Annotated in this window: 13 protein-coding genes; 10 read left to right on the top strand and 3 right to left on the bottom strand. The window is 53.2% G+C overall.

Going from position 1 to position 17317, the window contains the following annotated elements; genetic code table 11:
• Positions 1 to 98: 98 nt before the first annotated feature.
• From RTX30_RS13360 to aceK, 5 genes are all read left to right on the top strand, one after another.
• On the top strand, positions 99 to 500 hold the full coding sequence (locus tag RTX30_RS13360) for a YjaA family stress response protein (protein ID WP_312690500.1): 402 nt from the start codon (positions 99 to 101) through the stop codon (positions 498 to 500).
• A 145-nt stretch (positions 501 to 645) separates the two neighbouring features.
• Complete coding sequence (gene metA / locus RTX30_RS13355) at positions 646 to 1575, top strand: homoserine O-succinyltransferase (RefSeq protein WP_312690498.1); 930 nt, start codon at positions 646 to 648, stop codon at positions 1573 to 1575.
• A gap of 246 nt (positions 1576 to 1821) precedes the next feature.
• Positions 1822 to 3423 carry a malate synthase A gene (aceB, locus tag RTX30_RS13350; RefSeq protein WP_312690496.1) on the top strand — a complete coding sequence of 534 codons (1602 nt, stop codon included), beginning with the start codon at positions 1822 to 1824 and terminating at the stop codon, positions 3421 to 3423.
• 156 nt (positions 3424 to 3579) lie between these two features.
• On the top strand, positions 3580 to 4884 hold the full coding sequence (aceA, locus tag RTX30_RS13345) for an isocitrate lyase (protein ID WP_312690522.1): 1305 nt from the start codon (positions 3580 to 3582) through the stop codon (positions 4882 to 4884).
• 75 nt (positions 4885 to 4959) lie between these two features.
• On the top strand, positions 4960 to 6708 hold the full coding sequence (gene aceK, locus RTX30_RS13340; protein WP_312690494.1) for a bifunctional isocitrate dehydrogenase kinase/phosphatase: 1749 nt from the start codon (positions 4960 to 4962) through the stop codon (positions 6706 to 6708).
• Positions 6709 to 6918: 210 nt separating this feature from the next.
• On the opposite strand, the gene iclR is transcribed toward aceK, so the two are convergent.
• Positions 6919 to 7743, bottom strand: a complete 825-nt coding sequence (gene iclR / locus RTX30_RS13335) for a glyoxylate bypass operon transcriptional repressor IclR (RefSeq protein WP_086873880.1) — start codon at positions 7741 to 7743, stop codon at positions 6919 to 6921.
• Positions 7744 to 7936: 193 nt separating this feature from the next.
• Here iclR and metH point away from each other — a divergent pair, with 193 nt between their 5' ends.
• The 5 genes from metH (at position 7937) to rluF (ending at position 15917) form a co-directional block, all read left to right on the top strand.
• Positions 7937 to 11623 (top strand): methionine synthase, encoded by a 3687-nt coding sequence (gene metH, locus RTX30_RS13330; RefSeq protein ID WP_312690491.1) that lies wholly within the window; start codon positions 7937 to 7939, stop codon positions 11621 to 11623.
• Positions 11624 to 11884: 261 nt separating this feature from the next.
• Positions 11885 to 12661 (top strand): hypothetical protein, encoded by a 777-nt coding sequence (locus RTX30_RS13325; RefSeq protein ID WP_312690489.1) that lies wholly within the window; start codon positions 11885 to 11887, stop codon positions 12659 to 12661.
• Complete coding sequence (locus RTX30_RS13320) at positions 12645 to 13112, top strand: hypothetical protein (RefSeq protein ID WP_312690487.1); 468 nt, start codon at positions 12645 to 12647, stop codon at positions 13110 to 13112. The genes RTX30_RS13325 and RTX30_RS13320 overlap by 17 nt, the downstream gene beginning before the upstream one ends.
• A 171-nt stretch (positions 13113 to 13283) precedes the next feature.
• A complete protein-coding gene (locus RTX30_RS13315; protein ID WP_312690485.1) occupies positions 13284 to 14915 on the top strand; it encodes a Na/Pi cotransporter family protein in 1632 nt (543 codons plus the stop codon).
• 135 nt (positions 14916 to 15050) lie between these two features.
• Positions 15051 to 15917: a 23S rRNA pseudouridine(2604) synthase RluF gene (gene rluF, locus RTX30_RS13310; RefSeq protein ID WP_312690483.1), complete on the top strand. Its 867-nt coding sequence runs from the start codon at positions 15051 to 15053 to the stop codon at positions 15915 to 15917.
• Here rluF and RTX30_RS13305 read toward each other — a convergent pair whose 3' ends face one another.
• Both RTX30_RS13305 and RTX30_RS13300 read right to left on the bottom strand, forming a co-directional pair.
• Positions 15918 to 16190 (bottom strand): DUF3811 domain-containing protein, encoded by a 273-nt coding sequence (locus RTX30_RS13305; RefSeq protein WP_312690482.1) that lies wholly within the window; start codon positions 16188 to 16190, stop codon positions 15918 to 15920. It lies immediately after the preceding gene.
• Positions 16191 to 16336: 146 nt separating this feature from the next.
• Positions 16337 to 17236: a hypothetical protein gene (locus RTX30_RS13300; protein ID WP_312690480.1), complete on the bottom strand. Its 900-nt coding sequence runs from the start codon at positions 17234 to 17236 to the stop codon at positions 16337 to 16339.
• Between the last annotated feature and the right edge of the window lie 81 nt (positions 17237 to 17317).

Below are 17317 nucleotides of genomic sequence, written 5' to 3'. Positions count from 1 at the left end.
CCAGGCATCAGACAAAGCAGAAGGCCCGGTCGCAAGACCGGGCCTTTTTGCTATTGTTTAGCCTGCACTTACGCTAAAAACTGCTAAAGGAAGTAGCTATGGCTGTTCTGTATGCCCAAATCTATAAAAACCGCATGGTTGTTCGCAATCTTAATACCCATCAACAAGTTTCCGGCCTGCAAACGTTCAGTAATCAGCGGATCCTGATTGCCGACTTCTTCCTCGCTGAAAAAGTATTGCACGATCTCATTCAACAACTGGCTCCCCGTTCTTTCTGGCAGAGCGTGCTTCCTGGCGTGGGGCGCCTCGAAATCATCTCACACGCGTTAGAAATGAACGAAGGCGGGCTGTCAGCCGTTGAAGAGCGCGCTATCCTTGAAATGACATTTGGTGCAGCGCATGGCAGATGCCGCTACCCGCAGGTCATTGACAGCCCGACTCCCCTCAGCGATCAGCAGGTACTGGCGGCCCTGAGTCAGGCTAAAAAAGCCAGGCGATAACGGCAACATTATTTGCAAAGCCAGCGTGGCGGGACGTGAAACTTTCTCACCTTTCTCCTGCGGACTCGACATTTTGATCATTCCTGGGTATCTTCGGCTATCTGGATGTCTAAACGTTTAAACGTATGCTGTGAGGGTATAAGTTATGCCGATTCGGGTGCAGGACGAGCTGCCAGCCGTCAACTTCTTACGCGATGAGAACGTCTTTGTCATGACGACCTCGCGCGCAACAGTGCAGGAAATCCGTCCGCTGAAGGTGCTTATCCTCAACCTGATGCCGAAGAAAATCGAAACGGAAAATCAATTCCTGCGCCTGCTGTCTAACTCACCTTTGCAGGTAGATGTGCGTTTATTACGTATTGATTCCCGCGAGTCACGCAACACGCCTGCGGAGCACCTGAACACCTTTTACTGCAATTTCGATGAAATCTGCCACGACAACTACGATGGTCTGATTGTCACCGGTGCCCCGCTGGGGCTGGTTGAGTTTAACGACGTCGCCTACTGGCCGCAGATCGAGCAGGTGCTGGAATGGGCAAAAGATCATGTCACCTCAACGCTGTTCGTCTGTTGGGCGGTACAAGCCGCACTGAATATCCTCTACGGAATTCCGAAACAAACCCGCAACGAAAAGCTCTCCGGCGTCTACGAACACCATATTCTCCAGCCCCATGCTTTGCTAACCCGCGGCTTTGACGACGTTTTTCTTGCACCGCACTCGCGCTACGCGGATTTTCCGGCAGCATTGATTCGTGATTACACCGATCTCGAGATCCTGGCGCAAACCGAGGACGGGGATGCTTACCTGTTTGCCAGCAAAGATAAACGTATCGCCTTTGTGACCGGGCATCCGGAATACGATGCCAATACGCTGGCGAATGAATATTTTCGCGACGCGGAAGCAGGGCTCAGTCCGGAGCTGCCACACAACTATTTCCCGCAGAACGATCCGCAGAATAAACCGCGCGCCTCATGGCGCAGCCACGGCAATTTACTGTTTATCAACTGGCTAAACTACTACGTCTACCAGATCACGCCATTCGATCTGCGTCATATGAATCCGACGCTGGATTAAGCGTTTCAGCCTCCCATTCCAGGCGCCTTCGGGCGCCTTTTTTATTTCCGAAAACCACTTCATAGCACAATAAAACTATAATCTGATTGTTATCAATAAGTTAATTGTATTTTAGATTAAAAATGGAAATTGTTTTTGATTTTGGAAAAAGATTTAGCCAGGATTGTTCTTGCTGAACGAAAACTGTACGCACGATCTTCGTTCTCATTGGGAAATGTCTTCGATGCAAAAATGAGGAGCCGCACCATGACACCACAGGCAACAACAACCGACGAACTGGCCTTTACGCAGCCGCACGGCGAGCAGGAAAAACAGATCCTCACCCCGGCAGCAGTAGAATTTCTCAGCGAGCTGGTCACACGCTTTACGCCGAAACGCAATCAACTGTTAGCCGCTCGTGTGCGACAGCAGCAGCAAATTGACGCCGGTACGTTGCCTGCTTTTATTTCGGAAACGGCTTCCATTAGAGAGAGTGAGTGGACAATTCGCGGCATCCCGGACGACTTACGGGATCGTCGTGTCGAGATCACCGGGCCGGTTGAGCGCAAAATGGTAATCAACGCCCTTAACGCAAACGTAAAAGTGTTTATGGCGGATTTCGAAGACTCGCTGGCGCCCAACTGGGACAAAGTGATCGATGGGCAGATCAATCTGCGTGATGCGGTCAACGGCACTATTAGCTATACCAATGAAGCGGGAAAAATCTATCAGCTGAAACCCAATCCGGCCGTGCTGGTCTGCCGCGTGCGTGGTTTGCACCTGCCGGAAAAACACGTGACCTGGCGTGACGAAGCGATCCCGGGCAGCCTGTTCGATTTTTCCCTCTATTTTTTCCACAATCACAAGAGTTTGCTGGCGAAAGGAAGCGGGCCTTATTTCTACCTGCCGAAAACTCAGTCATGGCAGGAAGCGGCGTGGTGGAGCGAGGTTTTCAGCTTTACTGAGGATCGTTTTAATCTGCCGCGCGGCACCATCAAAGCCACATTGTTGATTGAAACTCTGCCCGCTGTATTCCAGATGGATGAGATCCTGCACGCGTTGCGTGACCACATCGTCGGGCTTAACTGTGGACGCTGGGATTATATTTTCAGCTATATCAAAACATTGAAAAACTACCCGGATCGCGTGTTGCCCGATCGTCAGGTCGTGACGATGGACAAACCGTTCCTGAGCGCATATTCCCGTTTGCTGATCAAAACCTGTCATCGCCGCGGCGCATTCGCGATGGGCGGCATGGCGGCCTTTATTCCCAGCAAAGATGCCGAACGCAATAACTGGGTATTGAACAAAGTCAGGGCCGACAAAGAGCTTGAAGCCAAAAACGGCCACGACGGAACATGGATCGCCCATCCGGGACTTGGCGACACGGTGATGGGCGTGTTTAACGCGGCGCTGGGCGACAGGCAAAACCAGTTATCGGTCAGCCGTGAGGAAGACGCACCCATCACCGCGGAGCAATTGCTGGCTCCTTGCGAAGGCGAGCGCACAGAAGAAGGCATGCGCGCCAATATTCGCGTAGCAGTGCAGTACATCGAAGCATGGATTTCAGGTAACGGGTGCGTACCGATTTATGGCCTGATGGAGGATGCCGCCACGGCGGAAATTTCCCGCACATCCATCTGGCAGTGGATCCATCACGAAAAAACGCTGAGTAACGGCAAACCTGTGACCAAAGCATTGTTCCGCCAGATGCTGGCTGAAGAGATGCTCGTTATTCAGGAAGAGCTGGGTGAACACCGTTTCAGCAGTGGCCGTTTTACGGATGCCGCCCGGTTGATGGAGCAGATCACCACCTCTGATGAGTTGATCGACTTCCTGACGCTACCTGGTTATCGCCTGCTGGCGTAATTATCAGGCTATTTTGTTAGCCATTTTGGCCCCTGACAACGCGCAAAATCCTCACGTACACCTTGTACGCTCCGGCTCTTGTGCGCTGGCAGGAACCAAACTGCTTTCACCAATAACGCCTGGGCCGCCAGGAGTGAAAAAATGGAGCATCTGCATATGAAAACCCGTACCCAACAAATCGAAGAATTACAACAACAATGGACACAACCGCGCTGGGAAGGCATCCGCCGCCCATACAGCGCGGAGGATGTGGTGAAATTACGCGGTTCGGTTAATCCCGAATGTACACTCGCGCAGCTCGGCGCGGCCAAAATGTGGCGGCTGCTGCATGGCGAATCTAAGAAAGGTTACGTTAACAGCCTCGGCGCGCTGACGGGTGGCCAGGCGTTACAGCAGGCTAAAGCAGGGATTGAAGCCATCTATCTTTCCGGGTGGCAGGTTGCAGCAGATGCCAACCTGGCTTCCAGCATGTATCCGGACCAGTCGTTGTATCCGGCGAACTCAGTTCCCTCAGTGGTAGAACGCATCAACAACACCTTTCGCCGCGCGGATCAGATCCAGTGGTCTGCCGGTATCGAACCGGGTGATCCGCGTTTTGTCGACTATTTCCTGCCGATTGTTGCCGATGCCGAAGCCGGGTTTGGCGGCGTGCTCAATGCATTTGAACTGATGAAATCGATGATAGAAGCCGGCGCAGCGGCGGTTCACTTCGAAGATCAGCTCGCATCAGTGAAGAAATGCGGCCATATGGGCGGCAAAGTGCTGGTACCCACTCAGGAAGCGGTGCAGAAACTGGTTGCCGCACGTCTGGCAGCAGACGTCCTTGGCGTTCCAACACTGGTGGTTGCCCGTACCGATGCAGATGCTGCCGACCTGGTCACTTCCGATTGCGACCCGTATGACAGCGCCTTTATTACCGGCGAACGCACCAGCGAAGGTTTTTACCGCACGCATGCCGGGATTGAACAGGCTATCAGTCGCGGTCTGGCCTATGCGCCGTACGCGGATTTGGTATGGTGCGAAACCTCCACCCCGGACCTTGAGCTGGCACGCCGCTTTGCGGATGCTATCCATGCAAAATTCCCCGGCAAACTGTTGGCCTACAACTGCTCGCCATCCTTTAACTGGAAGAAAAACCTCGACGACAGCACCATTGCGCGCTTCCAGCAGGCGCTGTCAGACATGGGCTATAAGTTCCAGTTTATTACCCTGGCGGGCATTCACAGCATGTGGTTCAACATGTTTGATCTGGCCCACGCCTATGCGCAGGGTGAAGGAATGAGGCACTACGTTGAGAAGGTCCAGCAGCCAGAGTTTGCCGCCGGCAAAGAGGGCTACACCTTTGTTTCTCACCAGCAGGAAGTGGGCACCGGTTATTTCGATAAGGTCACCACCATTATCCAGGGTGGCGCCTCTTCCGTGACCGCACTGACCGGCTCGACCGAAGAAGCGCAGTTCTGAATAAACGCGTCTGGTAGCAGCGCCATGCCGGACGGATGGCGCTGCGCTTATGTGGCCTGAACGGTGGGGGTGAGAATGTCGCGTGGCCTGGAACTGCTGATTGCACAAACCATCCTGCAGGGCTTTGACGCTCAGTACGGGCGATTTCTGGAAGTGACGTCTGGCGCGCAACAGCGCTTCGAACAGGCCGACTGGCACGCCGTTCAGCAGGCGATGAAACAACGTATTCATCTCTATGACCATCACGTCGGTTTGGTGGTGGAACAATTGCGCTGCATTACCGACAGCCAAAGCCCGGATGCCGCTTTCCTGCTGCGGGTAAAAGAGCACTACACACAACTGCTGCCAGATTATCCGCGTTTTGAAATTGCCGAAAGCTTCTTCAATTCCGTCTATTGCCGTCTGTTCGATCACCGCTCTCTCACCCCTGAGCGTCTGTTTATCTTTAGTTCACAGCCGGAGCGGCGGTTTCGCACCATTCCGCGCCCGTTGGCAAAAGCCTTCTGGCCGGATCGCGGCTGGGAGTCGCTGCTGACAAAAGTGCTTTCTGACTTACCGCTGCGTCTGAGCTGGCAGGATAAGGCGCGTGATGTTGGCTATATTATCGCCCATCTGAGCGAGGTCTTCGGTCATGAAACGCTGGCGCAGTCTCATCTGCAGGTGGCAAACGAACTGTTTTACCGCAACAAAGCTGCCTGGCTGGTCGGGAAATTGATCACCCCGACAGCAACGCTACCTTTCCTGTTGCCTGTCCACCGCAGCGATGAAGGCGAACTGTTCGTTGATACCTGCCTGACCACCTTTGCAGAAGCCAGTATCGTGTTTGGTTTTGCCCGCTCGTACTTTATGGTCTATGCGCCGCTGCCTGCCGCGACGGTGGAGTGGTTGCGCGAGATCCTGCCCGGCAAAACCACCGCCGAGCTGTATATGGCGATTGGCTGCCAGAAACATGGCAAAACTGAAAGCTACCGTGAATATCTGAACTACATCAATGCCAGTCAGGAGCAATTTATTGAAGCGCCGGGCATCCGCGGTATGGTGATGCTGGTCTTCACGTTGCCGGGCTTCGACCGGGTTTTTAAAGTGATCAAAGATGTTTTTCCGCCGCAAAAAGAGATGAGCGCCGCGCACGTTCGCGCCTGTTATCAACTGGTAAAAGAGCACGACCGTGTTGGCCGCATGGCGGACACGCAAGAGTTTGAAAACTTTGTTCTTGAGAAGCACAAAATCTCTCCGGCATTAATGGCGCTATTACTGGAGCAAGCACCGGGCAAAATCACCGATCTCGGTGACCGTATCGCCATCAGCCATCTCTATATTGAACGCCGGATGGTGCCGCTGAATCTGTGGTTTGAGCAGGTCAAAGGCCAGCAGTTGCGTGATGCCGTCGAAGAGTACGGTAACGCGATTCGCCAGCTGGCGGCGGCAAACATTTTCCCCGGCGACATGTTGTTTAAAAACTTCGGCGTCACTCGCCACGGACGGGTAGTGTTCTACGACTACGATGAAATTTGTTATATGACGGAAGTGAATTTCCGTGATATTCCCGCGCCGCGTTACCCGGAAGATGAACTGAGCGCCGAACCCTGGTACAGCGTGGCGCCGGGGGATGTTTTCCCGGAAGAGTTTCGCCACTGGTTGTGCGCCGACCCGGAGATTGGCCCGCTGTTCGAGGAGATGCACGCCGATTTATTGTGTGCCGACTACTGGCGCGGACTGCAGGCGCGTATTCGCAGCGGGCATGTGGAAGATGTTTACGCCTATCGTCGGCGTCAGCGTTTTAGCGTGCGCTTCGGCGCAGGAGCCCTGCGCCAGGCTGGATAAGCAGGTAAAGCCGTTACGCTCGACATGAAAGAACACCGGCGCGACAAAACAGAGCGAATCAATCCTGTCGATCATGCGCCCTTCACGCATGGTGCCAAAGTCTTTACGCCACGATCGCGTTAACGGCAGATAGGCACATACTGCCGAGGAACCGAGCGTAAACGTTTCTGATGGCGTAAGGTGAGTAAACACGCTGTAACCATTTGGATGTTAACGCATTCCACCGTAAGCCAGCGTCACTTCTTTAGCGCCACGGATCACCATTGCGCCCAGTTCTGTCACGCGGTCGTCCGTGATGCGTGAGATAGGCCCGGAGATGGAGATCGCAGCAAAGGGTTCGCCATGTTCGTCAAAAATACACGCTGCAACGCAGCGTAACCCCAGCGCGTGCTCTTCATCGTCAAAGGAGTAGCCGCGTTTACGCGTCTGGGCGAGATCCTCTTTCAGGTGCACCGGCGATACCAGCGTGGCATGGGTGTACGCATGCAGCCCCTGGCGGTGCAGCAAGCTGCCAACTTGCTCATCGCTCAGACGCGACAAAAACGCTTTGCCTGCGCCGGAAGCATGCATCGGCAGTTTGCCGCCAATCGGCGCGGACATTCGCATCAACTGGGTACATTGCACCTGATCGATAATAATTGCCTGATGATCGCTCTTATCCAGCACCGCAAGATTCACGGTTTCGCCAGACGCTTCCATTAAGTTGCGCAGGATCGGATGCACGATTGCCATCAGGTTGCGGCTCTGCAAAAAACTGCTGCCAACAATAAATGCATGCGCGCCTACCGACCAGTGGCCCAGCTCGCCGACCTGGCGAACAAAGCCCAGCTGTTGCATGGTGGTGAGTAAACGATGGGTGGTGGAGTTTGGTAAACCGGCCTGTTGCGCCAGCTCGGTAAGGGCGACGCTGCCATGAGACTCAGCAATCCATTCCAGCAGTTTCAGACCGCGGGTCAATGACTGGACTTGCCCACCCGCCGGAGCGGCCGGGGCTGTAGCTTTTCTGCCTCGTTTAGCGGGAACGGAAGTGGCCATGGCGGGCTCCTTTTCTGTATCGTGGAAATTATTTTCGTTTTAAGTGAGTATAACGCAACTCCCCGGCAGACTGATCGGATGAGTGATGCTGAACATCTCTCATGTTACCCCGCTGTCGCTTTTCCGTTCTCTTACTTTATGCCAGTATGTTCTGCTGGCCTTTTGGCCTGATTGAGCGTTGTCGGGAGCACGTGTGAGCAGCAAAGTTGAGCAACTGAAGCAGCAGTTAAGTGAACGCATTCTGGTTCTGGATGGGGGCATGGGCACCATGATCCAGGGCTACCGTCTGAGCGAGCAGGATTTTCGCGGCGAGCGTTTCGCCGACTGGCCCTGCGATCTGAAAGGTAACAACGACTTACTGGTACTTAGCAAGCCAGAGGTGATCAGCGCGATCCACGACGCCTATTTTGCCGCGGGCGCAGACATCATCGAAACCAATACCTTCAACTCGACGACCATCGCCATGGCGGATTACCAGATGGAATCCCTGTCGGCGGAAATCAACTTTGCCGCGGCGAAACTGGCACGCGATAGTGCCGACAAGTGGACTGCGCAAACGCCGGATAAACCGCGTTATGTTGCCGGGGTGCTTGGCCCGACCAACCGCACCGCCTCGATCTCGCCGGATGTGAACGATCCGGCATTTCGTAATATCACCTTTGATCAACTGGTCACAGCCTACCGGGAGTCCACCAAAGCGCTGGTGGAAGGGGGCTCAGATCTGATCCTGATCGAAACCGTATTTGATACGCTCAACGCCAAAGCCGCAATCTTCGCGGTTAAAGAAGAATTTGAAGCGTTAGGGGTGGATTTGCCGATCATGATCTCCGGCACCATTACCGATGCCTCCGGACGTACGCTTTCCGGGCAGACCACCGAAGCGTTTTATAACTCACTTCGGCATGCCGATGCGCTGACATTCGGTCTGAACTGTGCATTAGGGCCGGATGAGCTGCGTCAGTATGTGCAGGAACTGTCGCGCATCGCGGAATGCTACGTCACTGCGCACCCGAATGCTGGCCTGCCCAATGCCTTTGGCGAGTACGATCTGGATGCCGACACCATGGCCGCGCAAATCCGCGAATGGGCAGAAGCCGGCTTCCTGAATATCGTTGGCGGCTGCTGTGGCACCACGCCAGAGCATATCGCCGCCATGAGCCGCGCCGTTGCAGATTTACCGCCGCGTCAGTTACCGGACATTCCCGTCGCCTGCCGTTTGTCGGGCCTTGAGCCACTGAATATTGGCGACGACAGCCTGTTTGTAAACGTCGGCGAACGTACCAACGTCACCGGTTCTGCTAAATTCAAGCGCCTGATTAAAGAAGAAAAATACAGCGAAGCGTTGGATGTAGCCCGCCAGCAGGTGGAGAGCGGCGCGCAAATTATCGACATCAACATGGATGAGGGGATGCTGGATGCCGAAGCGGCAATGGTGCGTTTCCTCAATCTGATTGCCGGTGAGCCGGATATCGCCCGTGTGCCGATAATGATCGACTCTTCCAAATGGGAGGTGATCGAAAAAGGGCTGAAATGCATCCAGGGCAAAGGCATCGTTAACTCCATCTCGATGAAAGAGGGAATTGAACCTTTTATCGAGCACGCGAAAAAAGTGCGCCGCTATGGCGCCGCCGTGGTGGTGATGGCGTTCGACGAAGTTGGCCAGGCGGATACCCGCGCGCGCAAAATCGAAATTTGCCGCCGGGCCTATAAGATCCTCACCGAAGAGGTGGGGTTCCCGCCGGAAGACATTATCTTCGATCCGAATATCTTCGCCGTAGCGACCGGTATTGAAGAGCACAACAACTATGCGCAGGACTTTATCGGCGCGTGTGAAGACATTAAACGCGAGCTGCCGCATGCGCTGATTTCCGGCGGCGTCTCCAACGTGTCATTCTCATTTCGTGGCAATGACCCGGTACGTGAAGCCATCCATGCCGTGTTCCTCTATTACGCCATCCGCAACGGTATGGACATGGGGATTGTTAACGCTGGTCAGCTGGCCATTTATGATGATTTGCCTGCCGAGCTGCGCGATGGTGTTGAGGATGTGATCCTTAATCGCCGCGATGACGCGACCGAACGGATGCTTGAACTGGCGGAAAAATACCGCGGTAGCAAAGCTGCCGACGATGGCGCAAATGCCCAGCAAGCGGAGTGGCGCAGTTGGGATGTAAAAAAACGTCTCGAATACTCGTTGGTGAAAGGCATTACCGAATTTATCGAGCTGGATACGGAAGAAGCCCGCCAGATGGCCACGCGTCCTATTGAAGTGATAGAAGGGCCGTTGATGGACGGTATGAACGTGGTTGGCGATCTGTTCGGCGAGGGCAAAATGTTTCTGCCGCAGGTGGTCAAGTCCGCCCGCGTAATGAAGCAGGCGGTCGCGTACCTTGAACCTTATATCGAGGCCAGCAAAGAGAAGGGCAGCAGCAACGGAAAAATGGTGATCGCCACGGTGAAAGGCGATGTTCACGACATTGGTAAGAATATTGTTGGCGTGGTGCTGCAGTGTAACAACTACGAGATCATCGACCTTGGTGTGATGGTGCCCGCCGATAAAATTTTAAAAACCGCGCGCGAAGTGAATGCCGATCTGATCGGTCTTTCCGGGCTGATTACCCCTTCGCTGGATGAGATGGTCAACGTGGCGAAAGAGATGGAGCGCCAGGGCTTTACTATTCCGCTGCTGATAGGCGGCGCAACCACCTCGAAAGCGCATACGGCGGTGAAAATCGAGCAGAATTACAGTGGGCCGACGGTCTACGTGCAGAACGCGTCACGTACCGTTGGTGTCGTGGCTTCGCTGCTTTCAGATACGCAACATGATGAGTTTGTGGCCCGTACACGCAAAGAGTATGAAACCGTGCGTATTCAGCATGCGCGTAAAAAACCACGCACGCCGCCCGTAACGTTGCAGGCGGCGCGGGAAAATGATCTGGCTTTCGACTGGGAAAGTTATACGCCGCCCGTGGCGCATCGTCTCGGTGTACAGGAAGTGACGGCCAGCATCGAAACGCTGCGTAACTATATTGACTGGACGCCGTTTTTTATGACCTGGTCGCTGGCCGGGAAGTATCCCCGCATTCTTGAGGATGAAGTCGTTGGCGAAGAGGCGAAGCGTCTGTTCGCTGATGCCAATGAAATGCTCGATAAGCTGAGCGCGGAAAAATTGCTGAATCCGCGCGGCGTGGTCGGGCTGTTCCCGGCGAACCGCGTAGGTGATGACATTGAGATCTATCGCGATGAAAGCCGCACAGAGATTCAACGTGTTGCCTGCCATCTGCGCCAGCAAACCGAGAAAGTCGGTTTCGCAAACTATTGCCTCGCGGATTTTGTCGCGCCGAAACTGAGCGGCAAAGCGGACTATATTGGCGCGTTTGCGGTAACTGGTGGGCTGGAAGAGGATGCACTGGCAGAGGCGTACGATGCTGCGCATGATGATTACAATAAAATCATGATCAAAGCAGTGGCTGACCGCCTGGCTGAAGCCTTTGCCGAGTACCTGCATGAGCGCGTGCGCAAAGTTTACTGGGGCTATGCACCGAACGAAAATCTCAGCAATGACGAACTGATCCGCGAAAATTACCAGGGCATTCGCCCGGCGCCGGGCTACCCCGCCTGCCCGGAACATACTGAGAAAGGGACAATCTGGGCATTGCTGGATGTTGAAAAACACACCGGAATGAAACTGACAGAATCTTTCGCTATGTGGCCTGGCGCATCGGTTTCCGGCTGGTATTTCAGCCACCCGGACAGCAAGTATTATGCCGTCGCACAAATTCAGCGTGATCAGGTTGAAGACTATGCGCGACGCAAAGGGATGTCGGTCGCCGAAGTCGAGCGCTGGCTGGCACCCAATCTCGGTTACGACGCAGATTAATCAGCAAAGGGCATTTTTTGAATGCCCTTTTTTTCATCATTTCATTTTCGCGAAACAATTGTGAAGCAAAGATAATATAAATTTAAACTAAGAACATTCTTAAATTTATATATTCTCTTAGGCCCCTGTTCCGCTTCATGCGTATGATAGTGGCTCGGCTAAAAGGCAAGGTTGCTTACTCTTTTGCGCTTCATTTAATTGTCATAAATTTAACTTAGGTATTATGAAATGGATATTTATGATATAAGAAAAAGAAATCTATTGCCGAAGGATTATGAAAATATCCTGGCCCCGGATGTTGCGAAGAATATTATCAAAAAGGAATATTTCATTGAAAATAGCCCGAATAATATTCTGGGCAGTATTGATGGCTATACCATTAAGCGGCATCACGGTTTTAAATATGGTTTACCGCATGATCCGTTAGGGCATCAAAAAGAAAAGCATATCGATGGCCTGGTGGATAAAGGCGTGGTGGTGGTGGTGCGACCCAACGTCAGCGCGCGCAGCCGGTTCTCTTATCCCTTCTTTATTGCCGAAAACGCGGATCTGTTCTGTGTGCAAAGCCTTTCATTTAACGCCGTGTTTATCAGAACGATCCTGAACGGTTTTAAAGACAGCGTTGCCGTACATGGCCGCCCGGCACCAACTCGCAGCAGTTTTGTGCCCGTGACGGCGGAGTATGGTCCAGGCTACTGGAAAACAAGCGAAAATGATTATCATGGTGTTAAAAATGCGGCGATGATGCTGCTCAACCGTGCGACCAGCATGGGGGATGAAGGGCGGGTGTTTGGCTCCGATGGCAAGGACTATATGAACACCTCGCGGGATAAAGTTCAGCTGTGGACGCCCATTCCGGACAGCGTCGCGCCGGACACGCGGGAAATCCTCTATACTCGTTCGGTGATCCGCCGCTATGGGGAAAAGCGGGTGGTGTACCAGAAATATCTGGAGGGTGATGATGCCTGGGCGCAATCGGGTAAATCATGGCAATGGATCCCAGGCGTAAGGGACGAGGATTATGAATTTAAAAAATAAGATTTTTGTTTTTTGGGGTATTATGGATGCGCTGGCTCTGGTCAGCTATTTATTTTTTTCACTGCAAAGCGGGAAAGTTCCCTTTTATTCCGACATTCACGGCTTCTACTCGAATTATGCGCAAATGGGCGTCGGTGGCCTGATGGGCGGAATTATTCAGGTGATGTTTTTCATCAATATCCTGATGATCGTTTCTTTGGTTTTTTCCGGCTGGTGGTTACTGGTAAAAAAAGATATACCCAACAGCCTCTTTATTGTTCAGGAAATAGCCAGGGTCGTGTCGTTAAAATGCTCGCTGACCATTATTCCGCTGTTTATGCATCTCACCGGTTCGCGGGCAACATGGCTGGCGATTCTGCTGTTTATCTTCTCGGAAGCGATAAAGATAGCTTCCATTGTTTGGGCTAAACGGCAGGATCGCCCAGGCACAGCACCTGCAGCGATGGACTAACAGCGAAAGCTTACCGCTGTCACAAAACTGTCATTTTTCCTTACAACTCACAGGGCGCCAGATCGGTGCTCTGCGCTTTTCCGCGCTTTAACACCTTATACTTAACGCATAATGTTGATCTTCCCCCGGTGGGGAAAACACAACGCATAACGATAAGGAGAACCTCAATCCGTGCTGACGTTGCTTCATTTGCTCTCTGCAGTGTCCTTACTGGTATGGGGCACGCATATTGTCCGTACTGGCGTGATGCGTGTTTTCGGCGCGCGTCTGCGCACTGTCCTGAGCCGTAGCGTAGAGAAAAAACCGCTCGCCTTCTGTGCTGGTATCGGCGTCACCGCGCTGGTGCAGAGCAGTAATGCGACCACAATGCTGGTGACATCGTTTGTAGCGCAGGATCTGGTGGCGCTCACCCCGGCGCTGGTTATTGTGCTGGGCGCAGATGTCGGGACCGCGCTGATGGCGCGTATCCTCACCTTTGATCTCTCCTGGCTCTCGCCGCTACTGATATTTATTGGCGTAATCTTCTTCCTTGGCCGTAAACAAACCCGTGAAGGGCAATTGGGGCGGGTGAGTATCGGGCTTGGCTTGATCCTGCTGGCGCTGGAGCTGATTGTGCAGGCGGTAACGCCGATCACGCAGGCTAATGGCGTGCAGGTAATTTTTGCTTCGCTGACCGGCGACATTATGCTCGATGCGCTAATCGGCGCGGTGTTTGCCATTGTCAGTTACTCCAGCCTGGCGGCCGTGTTGCTGACCGCCACGCTCACCACGGCAGGCATTATCTCTTTCCCGGTGGCGTTATGTCTGGTGATTGGCGCGAACCTCGGTTCGGGGCTGCTGGCCATGATCAATAACAGCGCCGCTAATGCCGCCGCCCGCCGTGTGGCACTGGGCAGTCTGTTGTTTAAACTGGTAGGCAGCCTGATGATTCTGCCTTTTGTGCATGTGCTGGCGCGAACGATGCACAAACTGCCGTTGCCGGAAGCCGAGCTGGTTATCTATTTCCACGTTTTCTACAACCTGATCCGTTGCCTGGTGATGGTACCGTTTGCCGGGCCGATGGCGCAGTTCTGTAAACGTATTATTCGTGAAGAGCCGGAACTGGATGCCCGCCTGAAACCGAAGCATCTCGACAGCAGCGCGCTGGATACCCCAACGCTGGCGCTGGCCAACGCCGCGCGAGAAACCCTGCGTATGGGAGATGCGATGGAGTTGATGCTTGAAGGGCTACATAAAGTCATGCACGGCCAGCCGCGGCAGGAAAAAGAGCTCCGCAAACAAGCCGATGACATCAACGTGCTTTATACGGCTATCAAACTTTATCTGGCGCGGATGCCCAAAGAGGAGCTGGCTGAAGAGGAGTCTAAACGCTGGGCGGAGATCATCGAAATGTCGCTGAATCTCGAGCAGGCATCGGACATTGTCGAACGAATGGGCAGTGAAATTGCCGATAAATCACTGGCGGCGCGGCGTGCGTTCTCCCTTGAAGGGCTGCAAGAGCTGGATGCCCTGCACGAACGCCTGGTCGGGAACCTGAAACTTGCCATGTCGGTGTTTTTCTCCAGCGATGTGACCAGCGCGCGCCGTCTGCGCCGCAGCAAACATCGCTTTCGTATTATGAACCGCCGCTATGCTCACGCGCATGTGGACCGCTTGCATCAACAGAACGTGCAGAGTATTGAAACCAGTTCGCTGCATCTTGGCCTGTTGGGTGATATGAAACGTCTGAACTCGCTGTTCTGCTCAGTGGCCTACAGTGTGCTGGAGCAGCCGGATGAAGATGACGAACGCGACGACTACTAAAAACTGCCGTGTCGGCGGGCACGGCGCTAAAAGCCCACTTTCATTGGGTTAGTGCACAAATCACAATTTGCGGTGTTAAAATCCGTTTTTATCTCCTCCCGAAGACAGTTATATTCCGCTTTTACAGGAGAATTTATGCTGCCAGCTCAATCAACACGTTTAAACAAGTACATTAGCGAAAGCGGGATTTGCTCACGCCGCGAGGCTGACCGTTATATTGAACAAGGAAATGTCTTTATCAACGGCAAGCGCGCCGGCATTGGCGATCAGGTGGTCGCCGGTGACGTTGTTAAGGTCAATGGTCAACTTATCGAACCGCGAAACGAAGAAGATCTGGTGTTTATCGCCTTGAATAAACCCGTTGGCATTGTGAGCACCACCGAAGACGGCGAAAAAGACAATATCGTTGATTTTGTGAACCACAGCAGCCGTATTTTTCCGATTGGCCGCCTGGACAAAGATTCACAGGGGCTGATTTTCCTGACCAACCACGGCGACCTGGTGAATAAAATCCTGCGTGCCGGCAATGACCACGAAAAAGAGTACCTGGTGACGGTTAATAAACCCGTGACCGATGAATTTATTCGTGGCATGGGGGCAGGCGTGCCGATCCTCGGCACGGTAACCAAAAAATGTAAGGTGAAAAAAGAAGCGCCGTTTAGCTTCCGTATTACGCTGGTTCAGGGGCTCAACCGCCAAATCCGCCGCATGTGCGAACACTTCGGTTATGAGGTCACGAAGCTGGAGCGTACCCGCATTATGAACGTGAGTCTGACTGGCTTGCCGCCGGGAGAATGGCGTGACCTTACCGATGATGAACTGATTGCATTGTTTAAACTGATTGAGAACTCATCGTCCGAAGCGAAGCCGAAAGCCAAAGCGAAACCGCAGTCGGCGGCGAAGAAGCCCGTTGCCAAAGCTGCCCGGCCTGAAGAGAAAAGCCGGGCCAAACCCGCAGGGAAACGCTTTACCCAGCCTGGGCGGAAAAAGAAAGGGCGCTGATCAGCGCCTGCCGCGCGTGGACGTGTTAGCAGACCAGGAGAAGCTGGCATTCTCATCCGGTTTATAAGCCTGCTGTTTTTTCACCTGGCGGGCTTTCTTTGCAGTCGCTTCGCGCTGCGCCATCAGCTTATCGATATACTCTTTTTTTACGTGGTTCGCTTCAGAATTACTCAGCGGGCGTCCATGTGCGATGCGGGCGCGATCGAGCAGCGTTTTCAGCTCCCGCTGCTCACTCTCCGTCATCTCTTTTTGCGTCAATCGGGTCAGTGCCATAGGACTCTCTCCTCAGGAAGTGCAACGAGTGTACGTGATACCGGCGTAGCATGCATGCACGGGATGCACAATGTCGGAAAGCGGCTCGTATCGGCAGTTTTGTACCACGCGTGAACGTTAACACAATCAGTTTGCAGGCAAGTTAGTCAACAATAAATCGCAGGTAAAAACGCGTATCTGAGAATACATGCCCTTCCCGCTTTTTCAGCTGTCTTTATTGACGGTAAATTTTCCGGCAGGATAGTTCCTGTCACCAGGATGGGTTCCCGACTGGCGTGGTAAAGAGGGTGACAAAGCAGGCGTTGAGCCCGGGAAGCCAGAGAGCGTCCGCGAAAGGCAGGAAGGATAACCTCTTCAGAAATTCGGTAACCACGTAAAAAAGCGACGTCTCCTTTTTCGCAAATTATCAGTCCGACACGAATTCCCTCTTCGTAAACAATATGCGCATCGCCTTCTGAAATATGATCGCTGAGCTCTTCGTCATCGACAGAGCACAGGTTGCCTCTTAAGGCTGGGATAGCTAACAACGCATGCTGATAGGCATCTATCAGAGCCTGTCGACACCATTCAAAATCGGCGTATTCAGCCAGTCTCAGGGTTACTGTGTCATCCTCATATTCTGCAGCACCAGACAGCCAGGCTGCATAGATGAGTTGGTCTGTTATACCGTGAACTTTTTCGTGGCCGGGCGTGAGAATACGAATGTACTGTGGCTTTAGCTGCGCCCACTCCTGGCAGACAGATTTAAGTACAGAACAATTGATGCTGGAGTCTGAAGCGACGATATCAATGAAAGGGCTGTTGATATCGCCCCCACGGTAACGCGGACCAGTAAGAAACTGCTGGCCATCAATATTGAGTTTTCGCTGTAGAAAATACGCCTGTGGTAAGCCAGTTTCTTTCCACGGGAACCGTGATGAAAAGGTACTATCCACACAGTATTTTTCCTGCTCAGAAATCCATTTTTCAAGCCAGCTATGGAGGATGTCCTGGGGCACGGGCAGTTCAGCATACTGAGAGAGCATGAATTTTAGCATCATATCCATCTGGCATAGTTCCCTGTATCAGTTCAGGCTCCCCAGATTGCCCTACCTTTCGCTCAAACAGCAAGCCGCTTTCGGAACGAC

The sequence above is a fragment of the Kosakonia sp. genome (assembly GCF_032052965.1).
GTDB lineage: Bacteria > Pseudomonadota > Gammaproteobacteria > Enterobacterales > Enterobacteriaceae > Kosakonia.
This window is presented reverse-complemented; position numbering and strand designations above follow the sequence as displayed.